Source organism: Pedobacter sp. AW31-3R (assembly GCF_052180285.1).
GTDB lineage: Bacteria > Bacteroidota > Bacteroidia > Sphingobacteriales > Sphingobacteriaceae > Pedobacter.
This window is the reverse complement of record NZ_CP197475.1, coordinates 3,459,655-3,478,942: the sequence shown is the minus strand read 5'-3', so window position 1 is coordinate 3,478,942 and position 19,288 is coordinate 3,459,655. Positions and strand designations below refer to the sequence as shown.

Sequence of the window (19,288 nt, the reverse complement as noted above, 5' to 3'; positions counted from 1 at the left end):
CATGGCTAAGAAAATCCGGAAAATAACACATGCTGAGGTTCGTATGTATAAAATGGGAACCGGTGACTGTTTTGTCATCAGATTTTTTTCTGATACCGAGGTGACTTTTAAAATGATGATCGATTGTGGAACCTGGCAGGGAAAAAAAGAAAAACTTATACCTTATATCGAGGACCTGAAAAAACATGTGAGTGGCAGTGTCGATGTACTTGTCATTACCCATGAGCATAAAGATCATGTATATGTTTTTGAAGCCTGTAAAGAGTTATTTGTGGACGACTTTACAGTAGGTCAGATCTGGATGGGCTGGACGGAAGACGAAAAAGGAAAGGAAGCCAGCCAATGGCTGAAGGATTACGGAGATCAGAAGAAGGCACTTGCAAAGGCAGCCAATAAGCTGGAGGAAGCGACTGAAAGAGCTCTGGGAGATCCACTGGCTTTAAATGATCAACATTATAAGCATATCCTTGGAATGCGCTCTTTCTTCAGAGATGCGATCAACGGGATTGCCGACTTGCAGTTTGACGGGGAAAGGGGAAATTATGTTGGAATGCTTGGGGGAATGAAAGTGGTAAAGGAGCTGATTGCGAAGGATAATATCAAATACTTTAAGCCTGGAGAGATCTTTTCCAATATAGAGAAGGCGACCGGACTCAAGTTTTATATCCTTGGTCCTCCGGAAAAATGGGAAGAAGTGAAACAGGAAAGTGGGGGTAAAGGAGAAAGTTACCAGCATAACAAGGATTTTATACCTACGGATGCTTTTGCAGCGGCTGCCCTGCATATGGACAGTACGGGGAATAAAGAATCCTTGCTTACATTCGACCACAAGTATGAATCAGCTGCTGCCGGTATGCGAGAAGAAAACCACCCGTATAATTTACCTGGGAATGAGTGGCGAAAGATAGACAATGACTGGTTGAACAGTGCCGGGGCGCTGGCACTCAGGGTAAATAGCATGACCAATAACCTCAGCCTGGCTTTTGCTATTGAGTTTGAGGATAGCGGAAGGATCATGTTATTTCCGGGAGATGCGGAATATGGAAGCTGGGCAAGCTGGCACAGGATTGACTGGGGCAACTCAAGTCCGGTGAAAGACAAGCCACTTACCCAACATTTACTTCACCAAACCGTTTTTTATAAAGTTGCACATCATCTAAGTCATAATGGAACTGCCGAGCGTCTTGGTGTAGAGATGATGGATCATCCCGACCTGGTGGCCATGGCTACACTTGATTATGAGGTGATTAGTCCCAACTGGAAGAATACAATGCCAAATCAACCCTTATTAAAGGAACTCATTAAGCGTACCAAGGGAAGATTAATGGTCATGAGTGAACAAGATCTGTTGTACCAGCGCAAGGATGGTATTACACTGACAGATGAATTATCGAGGGCAAGGAAGCTAATGACTCCTGAAGAATTGAAAGTTTTCGAACAAAACTTTGAAAATAAACACCTTTATATGCAGTATACAGTGAAAGGATAAAAAGCCTGGATACGAATCCTGCATTCATTTACGAAGTAATGTTGAACCACAGTAGGAGATCGAGGCAATATGATCTCCTAAAGCAATTCCCGCTCTTAGTGCCTTGCCACAGGGTTATCTTTCAACGGAGTTGGGGCATGTGTTTGATTCAAAAATATAAAGGCATCGAATAGATCGCGTAAATTAGTTTTGTCATAGGAACTGGCTCCACTTTTTGTTCCAAATCCTATGAATCGAAGTGGCTTTAACTCTTGAGTTGGATTGAATTTATCCGTATCAAAATAGAAATCAGAAGTTTTGGCTGAACTCAATAGTTCTTCCCAGGAGCCTGTTATTGGATTTTCCAAGGGGTAGGGGGCTATTGGACTATTATTCACTGCTCTTGCATCCGTGGTTCCACCAAAGGTCCCCAATGCGGTGCCAGTGCCGAATGCAAAATAATTTCCGGGGAAAAGTTTTAAAATATAGCCACCTGTTCCGCCTACGACATTATCATAAATCCCTGTTTTACCCAAATGTGCATTATGCGCCCAAATCACTACCTTGTCATTCCCGTCCTTCACAATCCTGGCGGTATTGTAGGCCATGATGCTATCGCGTGCGCCCTCCGGTATCTCCCTGAAAAAGGGTTCACAACCCTGTTTAAGATTTCCGATAGCGAGCAGGAGATTATTTTTCAATGATGAATCTATGTTTAGCGCTTTGAAAGCAGTCTCCAGGGAATCTGCTGTTATATATTCATTTCTGCAATGTTTTGCCAGTAGGTTCCAATCGGTTTTAGCATCTTTTTTATTCATTCCACTCCATGCTTCATCCTGCATGAATGCAGATTTTTTTAACACTTCAAGTGGGGCTGAAAAAGAGGTAATGTTTGCAGCATCCAGTAAAGCAATGAGCATATCCACATCAGGTTGTTGTGCCGGGAAATCAATACCGTTTACTGTAACCTGTTTTTTATGGCTTGCATTATAGGAAATGATCCATTGAAAAAGTTGCTTCGTCTCTTCATTCTGCCACAGGGATAAGAAGTATTTTTTGAGAAGTGCATTTAGGTCATTTGTCTTCGATAACTGTTGGTTGAACTGCCAAACCTCAGTAAGGTCGTTTTCAAAGGCTACATGGTTAAAGCCATAATCCTCGATCAGCATTCTCGTGATGTAGTAACGGACCGTGTAAAACTCAGCAGTTCCATGGGTACCCTCGCCAAGTCCAACAATTTTTTTTAGGCCCATTTCCTGAATTAAAGGTTTGACTTCTTTTTTAAAAGTTTGATAGTCTTTCAAAGTAAATGGCTGTAGTTGTTTGTTTTGTGCCGGACTAAGTGGTCTCTCCTGGGCATTGCTTGTAGTGAAATGAAGGAAATTGAAGACCAGGAGGCTTGCGATAATCGTGTTTTTTGTTTTCATCAGTATATCATTGTTTTTTTAAGGTGATGAAGCTATCATAAGCTTATTCATTACGGTTTTTAAGCAGCAAGCTTATGATGGTTTCATCAGTATATAATTTTTTTAAGGTGATGAAGCGATCATAAGCTTATGATCGCTTCATCATGCTAATTTGTTTCTCCAAAGAAAGTGTGTCCATAGCAATCTGGATGGACAATTCGACAAACGTTGATGATCATCCGTTATTAAGGAAATGAATTTTTTACGTCGCGTAAAAAGCAGGCTTCGTCGAAGAACTTCGTATTTTACCGGAAAATAATTCGATTTTAGCGTTGTGTTAAAGAAAACCTCATTTAATTTTCCCTTCATACTGGAAATTCTCATCTGGATTTTTTATGTGGCATTTTACAAGTATTCTTACTTTTTAGAATCGGTACACCTGCCCAGAATTCCAAATAATGATTTTCCATACCTGGAGATTTGCCTGTATGCCATCTGTATCACCTTATGCCTGGTTCCATATTACAGGTGGGCAGTTCCTAAACTCCTTCAACAGAAGCGATATGGGTGGTTATTTATCCTAACTGCTTTTGTCTTTGTTTTCTTAATGCCATACCTACAAAACGTCATTGCATGGGTTTTTGAAATAGTTACCCGTGGATGGGCCGTTCATCCTTTTTTTGATCATCAGTTTAATGGTTTTTTCCTGGATTGGAACCTGATCCTGACCGACAGTATTGCCTTTCTCTGTATTTCTTTTTCCAGGTTTTCCTATCAAAGTGAGCAATTAAGGCATCAAATTGAAATGGATCATCTTCAGCTCCAGTTAAGTCAGTTGAAATCCCAATTGCAGCCACATTTCCTGTTTAATACCCTCAATAGTTTGTATGGGATGAGCCTTACCGGGTCAAAGGAAACCCCAAGATTTATACTGCTGCTCTCGCAAATGATGCAGTATATCCTGTACGATTGTAACAATGAAAAGGTTACACTTAAAGAGGAGCTTATCTTTCTTCAGGGTTATTTTGAGATAGAACAAAAGAAATTCCCGGGGGCAAAAATTTATCTGGAGATCGCTGACGATCTGCCTGATATTACAGTTCCCCCTTTACTCTATCTTCCGCTTGTGGAAAATAGTTTTAAGCATGGAAGACACAGGTTTGAAGATGGAGCAGGTGTCGTAGGCAGAGTAGCCTTCTACCATAAGACACTAAGTTTTTCTATAGCAAACGAACGTGTGCTGGTTGCTCCAGTGCCTCATCAAAGTTATCGGGGAGGTATCGGCCTGAGTAATATCAGACAACGACTGGAGTTATATTATCCAAAGAATTACGTCTTGTCTATAGATGATAAAACTGATAAATATGTGGTTAATCTTGATATCAATTTAACATGAAATGTATAATATTGGATGATGAACCCTTTGCACACCAGGTGCTTGAACATTATATGAACCAGACTCCGGATTTAAATTTTGTGGCGGGATTCAGAAATGCGGTAGAAGCTTATGAATACCTTGGTAGAAATAAAATTGATTTGCTTTTCCTTGATATAGAAATGCCGCTAATCAATGGCATCAGTTTTTTAAAGGCACTCAAAGATAAACCGAAAACAATATTTACTACGGCTTACAAGGAATACGCATTTGAAGGATTTGAATTGGGTGTTGTCGATTACCTGCTCAAGCCATTCTCCTATGAGCGCTTTGAACAGGCAATTGACAGGATCAGGTCTGTAGCCGTGGTTTCCAATGGCGCAGCCGATACTTTACTCATCAAGGAAAAAGTGGGGTTCATTAATATCAGGCAAATGGATATCCTTTATATAGAAGGCTGCAAAGATTACATTAAAATTGTAACCAAAGACCAGACTCATGTCATTTATCATACCCTTAAGGGGATGCTGAAAAGACTGAATCCGGTCTACTTTATACAGTCACATAAATCCTACATCGTGAATAAATCTTTCATTGCAAGAATCCAGGAAGAAAGGCTTATTCTTGTTAACCAGGTAATTGTGCCAATTGGACAGTCTTATAAGAAAAGTTTTTTGGGTGGACTTCAGGACTGATCCTGAATGATATAGTTTTCTTCTGATTTTGTTCAAAGATGTTTAAAATACACGCTTTTTTCTAAATTTTCTCCACCATAACAAAGCCCCTGTAATGGATAGTAAACCTGGTAACAAGCCAATAATAACATAAAAAACCTTAATGATTACACCCCCAAAATTGCCCACATGTAAAGGGAAAACTGCAGCTTCCAGTTTTTCAGGGATGTTTTGGTCTGCGATACGTACCATAGCAACTGTCTTTCCTGTAAGGGGATCCAGTGCAATTGAATTTGCATTGCCGAACACAGCAGATTGACTTGCAACCGTCCCACTGACAAGAAAGTTCTTTCCCGGCTGGGTGGGCATATACACTTTCTTAATGATCAGGTCGGGCATTTCTGTTTTTGCTTTGGACAGCAGCTGGTCGATATTTCTGACCGCTAAACTACTTTCCGGCATGGCTATCGTTTGCCTCTTCCAGTAAGCCGGATCAAAGGAAAACTTGTTCATCCAGAAACCCGTCAAGAAAATCACGATATTGAATACCAATGCCCATACCCCTACAATCCGGTGCAGGCCGGACGATAGGGTTCTCCAATTCTTGCATTTGAGCTTTTCCCTGAATGTTAATACTTTCCATACATGTTTCCGGTAAATTATTACTCCGGTCAATGTAGAGAGCAGCATGGTAAGTGCAAAGATGGTAGCGAGTAATAAGCCGGGTATACCCAACTGGAAACTCCAGTGAAACTGTACCATCCAGTGCAGGAAACCCGTACTCAGGTCCTTGAGGTTTCCCTCGCGGATGATTTTCCCGGAATAAGGATTGACACTTACCATGGCCAGATCGTAAGTACTGAGTTTTCCATCATTTTGGTACAAGCGGAACTCATAAACCTCTTCCGGTTCAGCATCCGGATTCAGCCAGGCAATGCCTGCTGATGTGGGATGATTTTTCAGGATACTCCTGTACATCATATCTAAAGGAAGTCGCTCCCCCCTTGGCTCAACCCGAAGGATATCAGCATTGACTAAATGATCGATTTCTTTCATAAATACCAATGCGGAGCCACTCAGCCCGAGCAGCAGCAGAAATATGCCGCTGATCAGGCCAAGCCAGCTGTGCAAAGTAAATGCAAGCCTGCTCATGTAATTTTTTTTGCTCATCGGATCTGATAGCTTAAACCAACCCTGAAATTGAAAGGGTCACCCAGTCCGGCTGTGGTGGTACTCGACCTGCTGCCGGTGAAATAGTGTTTGTCCGTCAGGTTGTACGCATTTAGCTGTAGGTTGTACCGGCCTTTACCATAATTAATGGCGGCATCAAAAACGGTATATTCAGGGAACAAGAAGTTTTGGTTAGTGATCAGACCCACCTGGTCGCTCACATATCGCACACCAGCAGCCAGTCCTAATCCTTTCAGTGCAGTAGTATTCAGGTTATACTTTAACCAGAGATTGGCAATATGCTTCGGCGCATTGGCAAAGCGGTCGCCTTTTTTGCCATAGGCACTGGTGCTTAAAATGATGTGTTCATTGTAGGCATATCCGGCTATAATATTGAAATTCCGGATCGTACCCATTGCGGAAAATTCCAACCCTCTGCTGCGGGTACCGTCAATGGCTGCCTGGCGATGGGAGTTTTCTTCTGTAGGGGCTGCAGTGAGTATATTTGCATACCTGATTTCATAGATGGATAAAGTGGTTGACAGCAGTTGGTTAAACAGGTCAATCTTAGATCCCAGTTCATACTGCGTAGCTTCGCGGGTAGGAAATGGTCCACCGGATAATACATTGTTAGAGGTCTGCGGATTAAAAGATTTTAAGAAAGTTCCGTAGACCGACAAATTCTCCAGAGGGAGGTATACTAAACCCACGCGCGGAATCCATCCTGATGCCTGCAGCTCGTCTCCTTGCTTGTCATCCCTTTCAGAAAGCGGGGTTTCTTTACCATCATAATTGTCATGCCTCAAGGAAAGTAAAGCTTTAATTTGGCGACCAATGCTGACCTGGTCCTGAACATAAAAACCAGTCAGATTAGTGATGCGTTTATTGTCATCCGATTCCTCAGCGGCTACACCTGGTCCCGGAATGTCATTGCTGTAATCAGGATTAAAAATAGAAATACGTGTAGATGCTTTGTACTGATAATCATTTTTAGTCCATCCATAGCGGTTGTAGTCGGCCCCAACAATGATCTGGTGTTTTAAGGGCCCTGTATTTGTTTCATAAGAAAGGTATGCTGTAGTTTGCAGACTAAAGCGGTCTGTTTCCCAGTCCTGGTATCCTCTGCTCACCGAGTCATTTCTTATCTTTCCCACTGGAATATGATCTGTAAAATCCAATACATTTCTTACAGCACGTTGTACTGCCGTCAATTTCAGTTTGTCAGAAAACTGATGGTTGAAAGTCAGTGTTGCAGAAGAGTTATTGGTCTTCCCGTAATCTGTCGGGCTCTGGATCGTCAGGTTATCCGGATAATAATTGAAGTCAAATGTTCCGTCCGGTCTGGTACGGATGAAAGTTCCGTTATCATATTGATGAACAGCTTTTTGATGCGCATAGTTAACTTCCAGGTTCAGGTTGGTATGCGCATTAAACAAGTAAGTCAAAGATGGGGCAAAAAAGATATTCTCTTTTTCCTGGTCATTGCGGAAACTTTCAGATTTATCGTATCCAATGATCGCACGGTAGAGAAGTTTCCTGTTTTTCGTCAATGGCCCTGTCAGGTCTACTGATGCCCTGCGGAAGTTCCAGCTTCCAAGGGAGAGGTCGAAGTTATACGCTGGGTTAACCAATGGTTTTTTAGTGACGAAGTTAATCACGCCCCCTGGTGCACCTTCACTAAAAAGTGCTCCTGAAGGCCCCCGTAGTAATTCCACAGATTCTACGTTATACAACAGGGGTTGCTGACTCCATAAAAATAGATTTCCCCTGATGCCATTGTAAAGGAGAAAACTGGCATCTGTAGGAGAGTAGGCCGTAAATCCGCGCATGTTAAACGAGCCATTTCCATTATTGGCTTTCATACCTGTGAAGGTATTTGCGAGTTCATTCAGCGTGAATGCCTGTTTGTCCTTCATGACTTCTGAAGAAACCACCTGTACAGATTGGGGTGTTTCCAGTAAAGGGATATTCATTCTCGTGGAACTGCTTGATTTTTTTTCCTGGTATCTTTTTTTTATGGTACTGATGGCTATTTCCTTCAGTTCCTGTTTACTTTCCGAGAGCTCCAGGTGAAGAAAAGGGTTTTTCCCCTGAACGATCTGCAGGTTTTGCTTTAGGGCCGTATAACCAATGTTTGATACGACCAATATATAAGTGCCGACAGGAACTGCCTTGAAGCTGAAATTCCCTTCCGCATCAGTTTGCGTGCGGATGGAGGTATGCTGTAATTGTACTGTTGCACCAGTAACAGGTTCTTCATTAACTGTTATAATCCGACCTTTTAAATTCCCTGCATCCGTCTGGGAAAAGGAATAATTGCTGATCAAAAGGAAGAGGAGTATGATGTTGAAAATATTGGGTTTCATTTGAATATGATGATATTTCTGTAGTACTTATGTGTTAAATATTGTTTTTAGCCTGCCTGCAGCAGTTTGAATACGGCCAATATCCCGGTGGAATTTATTGACGTATGCAGGCTGAGATTAGAATTTGTGATCCTGTGTATTCTCCGTACAACTTTCATGTACAACTGTCTATACCGTACTTATGGGCACGCTGATAAAAAGCGATAATCATATCCGCATCACGCAAAATTTTATACAGACAATTTTAGCTGCTTAGGTTAAGCAGAAATTGGTTCAAAAGAAATACAATCGGATCAGGCAGCGGAGTGCTGTGGTGGTTTGAAGATATCGTTGGTGAAAGCGTTTGGTTTAAAAGTCAGGTAGAAGGGATTGAAGCTTCCTGTTTCCCTATCTGTCAATGTAGTGTTCAACTCCAGCTTATTCATTTTGCAAAAGAAAAGTACGCCCGTTTTTTCCATATTCAGGGTACGTTGCTTTTGTTCGCTCTGTTCAGCTTTTTTGAGTTTGCTTGCCAGCACGCAACGACCATTACAGTGCATTTCGGGTTTATCTTTATTTACACAAAAGTTGGCCGTGATGTATTCCTGGTTGATTTTAAAAGCAAGCGTGATGCCTAACCTGTTAAAGGTCTGCATGATGATCATCATGATGAGTAAAAGGCAAACGGATTTTCTCAACTTTCTTTTATTATTGCCGCAAATGTATAGTTTTTTATGGAGGTAAAGCAAATTACTTAAAAATCGTATAGCCTAATATGGAATCCTGAAGATGGGTTATCCTCCATTACCAGATATAAAAGGTAAATTAGCAAGCTGGCCTGAAAATTTCCTATGATGTAGATATATTTTGATCCACTTGCAACCTATTTATCCTTTTTTACCTCTACACCTTATGAACTTTAAAATCATTGCTTCTTTTCTCGCCATTTTCTTGCCTCTTTTTCTGTATGGGCAACAACCTCATCAGGAGGTTCCTGATAGTGTGAATGTCTTCCTGAGTAAAAGCCTGGAAGTGATCAGGACAAACGCAATTAACCGGGATTCAGTCGACTGGAAATCGTTGGAGCAGGAAATCGGACAAAGAACAAGGGAGGCGAAGACCTATGCGGACGCCGCAAAAGTTTTCCCCTATATTTTCCAGCAAATTGATGACCACCATGGATCATTGAAAATAGGAAAACAGCAATATAGCTGGAACACAGGCTTTGTGTACACTAACCAGAATGTAAAAGATGCGGTGAAAAAATATAAAAACGCAGAAGCCCGGTTGCTTAAAGGGAATATCGGTTATATCCTTGTTCCCGGAAACAGTGACTTTTCTGGAAAGTATATTGACCGTGATGCACAGCAGATCAGGGATGCAATTGCTAGAATTGATCGTAAAAGTGTAAAGGGCTGGATTCTGGATCTGCGTCTGAATACGGGCGGCAGCATGTATCAGATGCTTGCAGGTTTATCCGGTCTTCTGGGAGATGGGAAAGTGGGCAGCTTTATCAACCAGCATGGGGATAATGATGGCAGCTGGATCATTCGAAAAGGAAATATCTATTTAGACAGTAACCAGGTTTCTAAATTGCCGGAACACAGCACTACCAAAAAATTCAAACCTCTCGCAGTGCTGATCAGTGGCATGACCGCAAGTTCGGGCGAAGTAACGGCCATCAGTACCATAGGAAGAGAAAAGAGTATCCTCATTGGAGAAAACAGTGCAGGGTATACGACAGCTAATGAAGGATTCCAGGTAAATGCCTACGCAGGACTAAATTTGGCAGTAGATTATGATGCAGACAGGAATGGAAAGGTCTACAAGAATCTTGTGATGCCGGATATATCCATTAATGGCGGTGACAACTTCGAAGATCTTCTGGCAGATACAAAAATAAACAGGGCAATCAGATGGATCAGCAGGGAAAAGTAGAATGGATCAGGAGGGCTGTATAATAGGAAATCAGGAGAATTAAACTGTAACTAAACACAGCAATCCGCGTCATAACCCCATAAACCTTATCTATGGCGCTCACTATCACTAATCTCAGTAAACAATATAACGCACAAAAAACTGCGCTCTTTGATTATTCCATTACCATTAACAAAGGTGTTTTAGGCCTTTTAGGGCCCAATGGAGCGGGAAAATCAACCCTGATGAAAATCATAGCCACCATCAGTAAACCCTCAGCAGGAACTTTACTTTTAGATGGAGAGGACATCCTGAAAAACCCTGATGTTATCCGTAAGGTGCTGGGTTATCTGCCACAGGATTTTGGTGTATATCCCAATCTGAATGCCTATGAATTTCTGGAATATATAGCCGCCATGAAAGGGATTGGAGGCAGGGGGCTGCGAAAAAGAATTGAACAGCTGCTGGAAGGGGTAAACCTGATTGCAGAGGCTAAGCGTCCAATAGGAACTTATTCCGGTGGGATGAAACAACGTATCGGCATCGCACAGGCCTTGCTCAATGATCCCAAAGTATTGATCTTTGATGAACCGACAGTTGGCCTTGATCCGGAAGAAAGGATGCGCTTTCGGCAATTAATAGCCGATCTGGCACATGACTCCATTATTATTCTGTCTTCACATATTGTATCGGATATTGACACCATAGCCGATGAGGTGGCTATTATGCAGGGAGGAAGGTTGATTAGTCATGGAAAACAACAAGACATAATTAATCAGGCCGATAACCGCATTTTTGAGGTACTATTAGAAAATAATGCGCTGGCCGACTTCAAAAGTCGCTATAAGGTAATTGACACCGCACGCCAGGCTGACCGTATCAGGGTGCGCTACATCAGTACTGCAAATGATATTGCATTTTCTTCAGTACCGGTTGCCGCTACGCTGGAAGATGCTTATTTGTTTTTAACCCAAAACAATCATTAGGTATATGCACAACCTCTACAGAATTATAAAAGCCGACTATCTGCAGCGTACACGGAGTTATGCATTTTTAATCACTATGGCGATCACAACATATATTGCCTATTCTTTTATACCGACCAATGATGCTTCCTACACTACCTTAAGTACAGTAGGATACAAAGGGGCATACAACTCCGCATGGGTAGGGTATGTGTCAGCCATCATGACTACTGTTATGCTTTCGTTTTATGGTTTTTTACTCGTGAACAGTGGTATAAAAAAAGATATGGATACGGAAGTGGGACTCATTATTGCCACTACACCTATAACAAATTTTCAATACTTGTTGAGCAAGCAGCTCAGCAACTACCTGGTATTGGTGACCATTGCCGCCTGTACCTTTGTGGTAAGCTTACTGATGTTTTTTGTACGGGGAACGGGTTATCCTTTTATCCTGGGTAATTTTATCCTGCCATATGTATTCTTTGCCTTACCTGCTTTGTTTTTAGTGGCCTCACTTGCTGTGGCCGCAGAGGTTTTTTTGGTTAGACGTGGGCTGTTACAATACATCATTTACCTGTTTCTCTGTAGTATAATTATGGTACAGCTCAATAAGGCAAGTGTTCAGGAGCCGTCAGGTGTACTTGATCCCTTCGGGTTAAGCCTCATGATGTCAGGTGTAAAGGGCCAGATTAATACCCAATTTCATGAGCATATTCAACACGTCTCATTTGGTTTTATTTTTAGTGGTCCGCGACCCTATCAGCTTTTTGTATGGAACGGCTTGAACTGGTCTGTTCTATTTATACTCAGCAGGCTGATCTGGATCAGCCTGGGCATTGGATTAGTGTATATTTCTTCCTTCTTCTTTCACCGGTTCGATTTTAAACAGAAGGGATCTTCAAAAAGAACTAAAAAACAGCCTGCAGTTCAGCAAAACGACAAATTAATGCTTAGCCCGGCAGGAGTAAATCGTACGCTCTTGCCGGCCGTAACTTTCAATTTCAGCATTTATCCATTTATTAAAACGGAGTTACTGCTGTTGATCAGGCAAGGTAATAAATGGCTTTGGCTGGTCAATGCAGGATTGTGGATAGCGTTGTTTCTGGCACCTTTTCAGATCGCATATCTGTATCTGTTGCCACTACTGTTATTTTTCCAGGTCACGCGCTGGTCAGATCTGGTCACAAAAGAAAAAACCAACCGCATTCATTATTTCGCTTATGCCTCCTATAAACCTATGCAGCGTATGCTTCCTTCACAAATCCTTGCAGGCATCATCCTTGCATTGGGATTGGCACTTCCTGTACTCCTGCGTAGCGTAATGACTTCGAACCTGTATGCCTTTATCAATATCCTGAATGGTTCGGTATGTATTGTTTTATTGGCGGTCGCAACAGGTATCTTAACCGGAGGCAAGAAGCTTTTTGAGGTGATATTCTTTCTGCTGACCTATGCCGTATTAAATAAAGTCCCTGTAACCGATTACCTGGGTAGTTTGCCCCATCAAAATATGGCGAGGTTTATCATCACTATGCTGGGCATCAACCTGCTGCTAACGTTGGTTAGTTTTTTAGCAAGAAGCTACGAGGTAAGACATCTGTAAGGTTCTTATTAGAATTTTACTACCACTTTACCAAGGGTACGGCCCGTTTGAATTTGCAAATGGGCCTTATCCATTTCATTGAATCCAAATACATGGGATACGTGGGGTTTCAATATTCCTTTTTCCAGCAATAAGGCAATTTTCTCCATATCTCTCCCACAGGAATAGACCGACATAAAATAGCAGGCATGTAATTGTTTATGTCTTGCCGCAGCTTCATCTTCCAATGTATGACCGGAAGGTAGCGTCACAATGGTTCCAAAGGGCTTCAATACTTTGACGGATTTTTGAAAGTTTTCAGCTCCGATAGCTTCCAGCACAAAATCTATATCCTGAAGGATTTCCTCAAATGGAATAGATTTGTAATCTATATGTTCATCCGCACCTAATCCCATTACAAATTCCCGGTTAGCTGCGGAACACGAAGCTATTACATACGCCCCGATATGCCTGGCCATCTGTATGGCAAAATGCCCAACACCACCAGAAGCTGCATGGATCAATATTTTATCTGATGCCCTCAATTTCCCATAACTGTCAAATGCCTGCCAGGCGGTTAGTGCGGCGAGTGTACTTGCGGCTGCCTCTACATGACTGATATTTGCTGGCTTTAAAGCCAGTTGTTCCTCCGGGGCAGCAACATATGCTGCATAAGCCCTGCCATGTCCCGCAAAGTTGATCATACCGAATACTTCATCTCCAACCTGATACTTGCTGACGTGTTCTCCAATGGCGGTAACCTCTCCCGAAATATCCCAGCCCAGGATTAACGGTTCATATTTGACCAGGTCTTCTGCCAGTGGAGCCTGCCGGTTACGTACTTTCACATCCACGGGATTGATACCAATAGCTTTTACCCTAACCAGTACCTCATTTGCTTTTATTTCCGGTTTCTCTATGTCTTTATAAAGGAGGTTTTCAACACCTCCAAACTGCTCCAATACGATAGCTCTCATTTTATTTCTGTTTGATGCAACAAAAATAGACTGATAACAATCGTAAAAACAGGTACAATTCAAGGCTGTTTGGGTATTTTTGCAGTATGGCAAAAGAAAACCTGTATCAATCGCTGGAAGTTTTCTATGAAAAAGTAACGGTATGTCCTTTGCGTGACAGGAAGTTTAACTTCTTTGAACTGGTGTATGTAATATCAGGTAAAGGTACCCACCTTGTCAATGGTCATCAAATTGCTTATAGTCCTGGGAACTTATTCCTGATTACTCCAAACGATTGCCATCAATTTGATCTGCAGGGTATATGTGAGTTTATGGTCGTTCGTTTTGGTCAAAATTATATCAAAGAATACCAATGGAAAAGCATAGACCATGTAGAATGCTTACTGTATTATGCTTCTCATTTCTCCGGTTCTGTTGTAGTTAACCAGGAAGATGAGAAAATGGTCGGGGTATTGATGCAACAGCTGCACTATGCCATTGAATACAATCATCTCTACAATGAAGACCTGATCCGTCATCTGGTAAATGCTGTGATTGTGATTGCTGCAAGGAATTTATCTCTCATGAAACCGGGCAATATTTCTGCTAATGCAGATGTACGCATACTTCAGATACTGGATTATATCCAAGAACATATCCGCCACCCCGATCAATTAAAAATTGGGATCATCGCTGATGTTTTCGGGCTCTCTTCTACATACCTTGGTGAATATTTCCGTAAACAGTGCGGTGAAACGATCCAGAATTATATTTCTTCCTACCGGATCAGGCTGATTGAACACCGACTACGCTTTAGCGACAGAAGGGTTCATGAGATCTCAGACGAATTTGGCTTTGCTGATGAAAGTCACATCAATAAATTTTTTAAACGGCACAGAGGGAGGAGTCTTAGGGCGTACAGAAAGGAATTGCAAAATTCTTCAACAGGTACCCGGTAAGCCATTTTTGCAAAAATATATACTCACTCATTTCTTTGTCTGCAAACAAATGGCAAGTAGTTGTAAAATTACGGTGACTTGTTTCGTTATAATGAAATATATCGAAAAAATTATGATTATTTTTACCTGCATTTTGGTGGTTTTTTACCTGTCTGGAAAGACCTGTGGTCATTACATTTGATCATTGTTCAGGTAGCTGATCAACTCCTGCACTAAATCTAACCAAATATAAGATGAAGCTAATCCTAGCCCTAACGACATTATTTACCCTGTCTGTAACTACGCTGACTGCGCAGGAATTTCTGATCACAGATTATGGGGCCGGTGCTGACAGTACGCGCCTGAGCACAAAAGCTATCCAAAAAACAATTGATGCTGCCTACAGTAAAGGTGGAGGAACAGTAGTCATTCCAAAAGGCGTATACCTTTCCGGAGCCTTATTCTTTAAAAAAAATACCAAACTTGTACTGCTGCAGGGAGCTACCTTAAAAGGATCAGACCAAATCAAGGACTATCCGCTGGTTCCTTCAAGGATGGAAGGCAGAAAACTGGATTATTATGCTGCACTGATCAATGCCACAAAAGTAGACGGGTTCAGCATCACCGGCCCCGGAACAGTAGATGGGAATGGGCTCAAATTCTGGGAACAATTCTGGGCACACCGCCTGGCCATGAAAAAGATCGGTAAAGAAAGTACGAACCTGGAAGTACACCGTCCCAGACTGATCTTCATCTGGGAAAGCAATCATGTTTCCATCACCAATATTACCTTAAGGAATGCAGGATTCTGGACAACCCATTTTTACCAGTGCAATACCATACTGATGGAAAACTGTGACATCCGTTCTCCATTCAAGCCTGTACCGGCACCCAGTACAGATGGAATTGACCTGGATGTCTGCAAGGATGTCGTGATCCGTAAGTGTTATATTTCGGTAAATGATGATGCGATTGCAATTAAAGGAGGAAAAGGGCCGAATGCACATCAACTACCGGAAAACGGATCCATTGAGAATGTACTTATTGAGGATTGTAAATTTGGTAATGCGCATGCCACGCTGACCCTCGGCAGCGAATGTATCCGTGTTAAAAATATTGTATTGCGCAATTGTGAGGTGGATAACAATTGTTCTATCCTCAACCTAAAAATGAGACCTGATACCTACCAGGTTTTTGAAGATGTCAGGGTGGAGAACATCACCGGGAAGTGCGGAGCAATCCTTACCCTAAAACCCTGGAAACAATTTTTTGATCTGGGCAAAAGCCAGGATAAACCTTTTGGCATTGTGAAGAATATCAGTTTTTCTGATATCCGGGTTAACTGTGCCAGCTTCGGGCAACTGGAGGGTAATCCCAATGATCAGGTATCGGATATATCTTTCAGAAATATCACTGCAACAGCAGTGTCCCCTGATTTCCGGAATATCTACAAAGGACTGAAAACGGAGAATGTAACGCTCAATGGGAAACAATTGATACTGTGAGATAACGTTCCCTCATCCACACACTTATTTGACCACCACAGATGAAACCATCATAAGCTTACAGCTTACAAAAAGCAATGAAAACCGAGCTTGCGAGTTCTTGAATGCAAATAAGGGACAATAAGAGCTAATGAAAAATGCTTATGATAGCTTCATTACCTTTAAAAAAAAAATCATTTAATGATGAAAAAAAATATCATATACCTGAGCTTGCTGGCGCTTGCCGGACTATCGTTTATTAAAGATCCGGCGAAGGTAGAATTAAGGGCAACAAAAGTGAATACCCCTTTTAACATGCCGGCAGTTATTGTTCCTGATTTTAAGAAGTGCCAGAAAATCCCGATAACTGACTTTGGGGCAGAACAGGGAAATAAGGAAAAGACCACAAAAGCGATAGCTGCTGCGATCGATAAGGCCAACAGATTAAACGGTGGTACTGTAATCATTCCACCTGGGGAATGGCTAACCGGAAAAATCCATTTCAAGAGCAATGTCAATCTCCACGTCAGCAAGGGAGCCGTATTGTTGTTTTCCGAAAAGCCTGAGGATTACCTTCCTGCAGTACACAGCACCTGGGAAGGAATGGAATGTATGAACTATTCTCCACTGATTTATGCTTATCAGTGTAAAAACATCGCCATCAGCGGGGAGGGGGAATTGAAAGCAAAGATGGAGGTATGGAAACAATGGTTCACGCGTCCGAAGGCACATATGGAAAGCATCAGGCGGTTGTATAACCTTGCCTCTGCATATACTCCTGTAACCGAACGCCAGATGGTAAATGATACTGCTCACCTCAGGCCACAGTTTATCCTGTTCAACAGGTGTGAAAATGTGCTGCTGGAGGGGGTAAAGATTACGAATAGTCCTTTCTGGACTATCCATCCTTATTTGTGCAAGAATGTCACGATCAGAAAAGTCAATGTTTATGCCCATGGACACAATAACGATGGTGTGGACCCTGAGATGAGCCAGAATGTGCTGATTGAAGACTGTACTTTTGATCAGGGGGATGATGCAATTGCTATAAAATCAGGGCGGAATCCCGAAGGATGGCGGTTGAAGACCCCTTCAAAAAATATTGTTGTCCGCAATTGTACGGTGAAAAACGGTCACCAGCTGCTGGCCATTGGGTCTGAGCTTTCAGGAGGGATTGAGAATGTTCTGCTGCAAAACTGCCGGGTACTTGAAGGTGCCAAACTCTTCCATCTCATCTTCATTAAAACCAATGAACGGATGGGAGGATATGTGCGGCATATCTATGCGGAGAATATCTCTTCAGGCAAAATCGACCAGGGGATTCTGGGGATAGAAACCAATGTACTCTATCAGTGGAAGAACCTCGTTCCTACTGTGGAAGTCAGATTGACCCCTATAAAAGATATCTTTTTGAATAAGGTAACTGCTGGAGAGCTGAAGTTTATCTCCCATATTGCAGGCGAGGAAAAGCTGCCGGTCCAAAATGTTTCACTGAAAAAAGTTACGGCTTCCCATGTGCTGGACCAGCCTTATATCCATGAACATGTAGTTGGATTTACGACGGATAATTAAGCCCAACCAGGATGATGATGCTGACTATTATTGCAAAATACCGTATATAGCGGAATTAAAAATTCAGCGTATGCGTAAAAAAGGAGATTTGATAGCAAACAACGATAGCAAAGATGTCGGAAACCGGCTGAAATCAATATTCGGAGGATCAATTGGAAATCTGGTGGAGTGGTACGACTGGTATAGCTATTCTGCTTTTGCCTTATATTTCTCCCCGGTGTTTTTCCCCGACAGTAATCCCACCGCACAGCTCTTGAACACGGCAGGTATTTTTGCGGTGGGATTTTTAATGCGCCCCATAGGCGGATGGTTATTCGGCAGTATTGCCGATAAATATGGAAGGAAAAAGTCTATGGCATTGTCTGTCCTGATCATGGCCATAGGATCCTTGATTATCGGTCTTACCCCCGGGCACCGGCAGATAGGGATCGCAGCACCACTCTTATTGTTGTTGGCCAGATTAATTCAGGGATTGAGTACCGGAGGCGAATATGGTACATCAGCCACTTACCTAAGTGAAATGGCCACAAGGAACAGACGCGGGTTTTATTCCAGCTTTCAATATGTGACCTTAATCGGGGGACAATTGCTTGCCTTAGGTATTCAACTGGTCTTGCAGAACTTGTTACTGACTTCAGCACAATTGCATGCCTGGGGCTGGCGAATTCCCTTTTTTATAGGTGCTATCCTTTCTTTTATCGCCTTGTATTTACGCAGGCATATTGATGAAACGGCAGCTTTTAAAACGAAGAAAGAAGAAGAGGAAAAAACCGGTATCAGTGCATTGCTTAAATATCCCAGAGAACTGCTCACCGTGGTTGGATTAACTCTAGGGGGAACCATTGCTTTTTATACGTTCAGTACGTATATGCAAAAGTTTCTGGTGAATACGGTTCATTTGAGCAAGGAAAAGTCAACCTTACTGTCTTTCGCCTCGCTGTTTATATTTGCCCTTTTGCAGCCCTTGTTTGGTCTGCTGTCAGACAGGATTGGAAGGAAGCCTTTGCTGATTGCTTTCGGCATCTTGGGTACCTTATGTACTTATCCAATTTTAACGACATTATCAGCTGCGACAAGTACCTTACTTATTTTTTCCCTGATGGTGATGGCCTTGATTATTGTGAGTGGATATACCAGTATCAATGCGATTGTGAAGGCAGAATTATTCCCCGCACATATCAGGGCACTGGGCGTAGGACTTCCATATGCATTAACGGTAGCTATTTTTGGTGGGACTGCCGAATATATTGCGTTATGGTTCAAGAACATTGGCCATGAAAGTTATTTCTACTGGTATGTCACTTTATGTATTTTCATTTCCCTGGTTTTGTATACCACCATGAAAGACACTAAACACCATTCCAGGATGAAAGATTAAGGTATGCCGCAGATGGTCAGAAAGAGGATGTTCCTGCTTTAAAAACTATCTGGTA

General features: G+C 42.1%; 15 protein-coding genes. 10 read left to right on the top strand and 5 right to left on the bottom strand.

From position 1 onward, the window contains the following. Position 1 precedes the first annotated feature (1 nt). Positions 2–1,489: a hypothetical protein gene (locus ACSBL2_RS14365; RefSeq protein ID WP_442587222.1), complete on the top strand. Its 1,488-nt coding sequence runs from the start codon at positions 2–4 to the stop codon at positions 1,487–1,489. A 95-nt stretch (positions 1,490–1,584) separates the two neighbouring features. Here the strand turns inward: ACSBL2_RS14365 and ACSBL2_RS14360 are convergent, their stop codons facing one another. Beyond that, positions 1,585–2,895: an erythromycin esterase family protein gene (locus ACSBL2_RS14360; RefSeq protein ID WP_442587221.1), complete on the bottom strand. Its 1,311-nt coding sequence runs from the start codon at positions 2,893–2,895 to the stop codon at positions 1,585–1,587. 586 nt (positions 2,896–3,481) lie between these two features. On the opposite strand from ACSBL2_RS14360, the gene ACSBL2_RS14355 reads away from it, so the two are divergent. Then, complete coding sequence (locus tag ACSBL2_RS14355) at positions 3,482–4,270, top strand: sensor histidine kinase (protein WP_442587220.1); 789 nt, start codon at positions 3,482–3,484, stop codon at positions 4,268–4,270. After that, positions 4,267–4,944: a LytR/AlgR family response regulator transcription factor gene (locus ACSBL2_RS14350; RefSeq protein ID WP_442587219.1), complete on the top strand. Its 678-nt coding sequence runs from the start codon at positions 4,267–4,269 to the stop codon at positions 4,942–4,944. Before ACSBL2_RS14355 ends, ACSBL2_RS14350 begins: the two co-directional genes overlap by 4 nt. Positions 4,945–4,986: 42 nt before the next feature. On the opposite strand, the gene ACSBL2_RS14345 is transcribed toward ACSBL2_RS14350, so the two are convergent. The 3 genes from ACSBL2_RS14345 to ACSBL2_RS14335 all read right to left on the bottom strand — a co-directional run bounded on the left by ACSBL2_RS14345 (position 4,987) and on the right by ACSBL2_RS14335 (position 9,136). After that, positions 4,987–6,075 carry a PepSY-associated TM helix domain-containing protein gene (locus ACSBL2_RS14345; RefSeq protein WP_442587218.1) on the bottom strand — a complete coding sequence of 363 codons (1,089 nt, stop codon included), beginning with the start codon at positions 6,073–6,075 and terminating at the stop codon, positions 4,987–4,989. Between the two features lie 14 nt (positions 6,076–6,089). Next, on the bottom strand, positions 6,090–8,459 hold the full coding sequence (locus tag ACSBL2_RS14340) for a TonB-dependent siderophore receptor (protein WP_442587217.1): 2,370 nt from the start codon (positions 8,457–8,459) through the stop codon (positions 6,090–6,092). Positions 8,460–8,752: 293 nt separating this feature from the next. After that, complete coding sequence (locus ACSBL2_RS14335; RefSeq protein WP_442587216.1) at positions 8,753–9,136, bottom strand: hypothetical protein; 384 nt, start codon at positions 9,134–9,136, stop codon at positions 8,753–8,755. A gap of 214 nt (positions 9,137–9,350) precedes the next feature. Between ACSBL2_RS14335 and ACSBL2_RS14330 the strand changes: the two genes are divergently transcribed. The 3 genes from ACSBL2_RS14330 to ACSBL2_RS14320 all read left to right on the top strand — a co-directional run bounded on the left by ACSBL2_RS14330 (position 9,351) and on the right by ACSBL2_RS14320 (position 12,926). Continuing rightward, the gene (locus ACSBL2_RS14330; protein WP_442587215.1) at positions 9,351–10,376 is read left to right on the top strand and encodes a S41 family peptidase; all 1,026 of its coding nucleotides are present in this window, start codon (positions 9,351–9,353) and stop codon (positions 10,374–10,376) included. 92 nt (positions 10,377–10,468) lie between these two features. Then, positions 10,469–11,341 (top strand): ABC transporter ATP-binding protein, encoded by an 873-nt coding sequence (locus ACSBL2_RS14325; protein WP_442587214.1) that lies wholly within the window; start codon positions 10,469–10,471, stop codon positions 11,339–11,341. 4 nt (positions 11,342–11,345) lie between these two features. Beyond that, positions 11,346–12,926: a hypothetical protein gene (locus tag ACSBL2_RS14320; protein WP_442587213.1), complete on the top strand. Its 1,581-nt coding sequence runs from the start codon at positions 11,346–11,348 to the stop codon at positions 12,924–12,926. Positions 12,927–12,934: 8 nt separating this feature from the next. On the opposite strand, the gene ACSBL2_RS14315 is transcribed toward ACSBL2_RS14320, so the two are convergent. Beyond that, a complete protein-coding gene (locus tag ACSBL2_RS14315; RefSeq protein WP_442587212.1) occupies positions 12,935–13,882 on the bottom strand; it encodes an NADP-dependent oxidoreductase in 948 nt (315 codons plus the stop codon). Between the two features lie 86 nt (positions 13,883–13,968). Here ACSBL2_RS14315 and ACSBL2_RS14310 point away from each other — a divergent pair, with 86 nt between their 5' ends. From ACSBL2_RS14310 to ACSBL2_RS14295, 4 genes are all read left to right on the top strand, one after another. Further along, positions 13,969–14,820 (top strand): helix-turn-helix domain-containing protein, encoded by an 852-nt coding sequence (locus ACSBL2_RS14310; RefSeq protein ID WP_442587211.1) that lies wholly within the window; start codon positions 13,969–13,971, stop codon positions 14,818–14,820. Between the two features lie 233 nt (positions 14,821–15,053). Further along, complete coding sequence (locus ACSBL2_RS14305) at positions 15,054–16,304, top strand: glycoside hydrolase family 28 protein (protein WP_442587210.1); 1,251 nt, start codon at positions 15,054–15,056, stop codon at positions 16,302–16,304. Positions 16,305–16,484: 180 nt separating this feature from the next. After that, complete coding sequence (locus ACSBL2_RS14300) at positions 16,485–17,855, top strand: glycoside hydrolase family 28 protein (RefSeq protein ID WP_442587209.1); 1,371 nt, start codon at positions 16,485–16,487, stop codon at positions 17,853–17,855. Positions 17,856–17,925: 70 nt separating this feature from the next. After that, positions 17,926–19,233 (top strand): MFS transporter, encoded by a 1,308-nt coding sequence (locus ACSBL2_RS14295; RefSeq protein ID WP_442587208.1) that lies wholly within the window; start codon positions 17,926–17,928, stop codon positions 19,231–19,233. Positions 19,234–19,288: the final 55 nt, after the last annotated feature.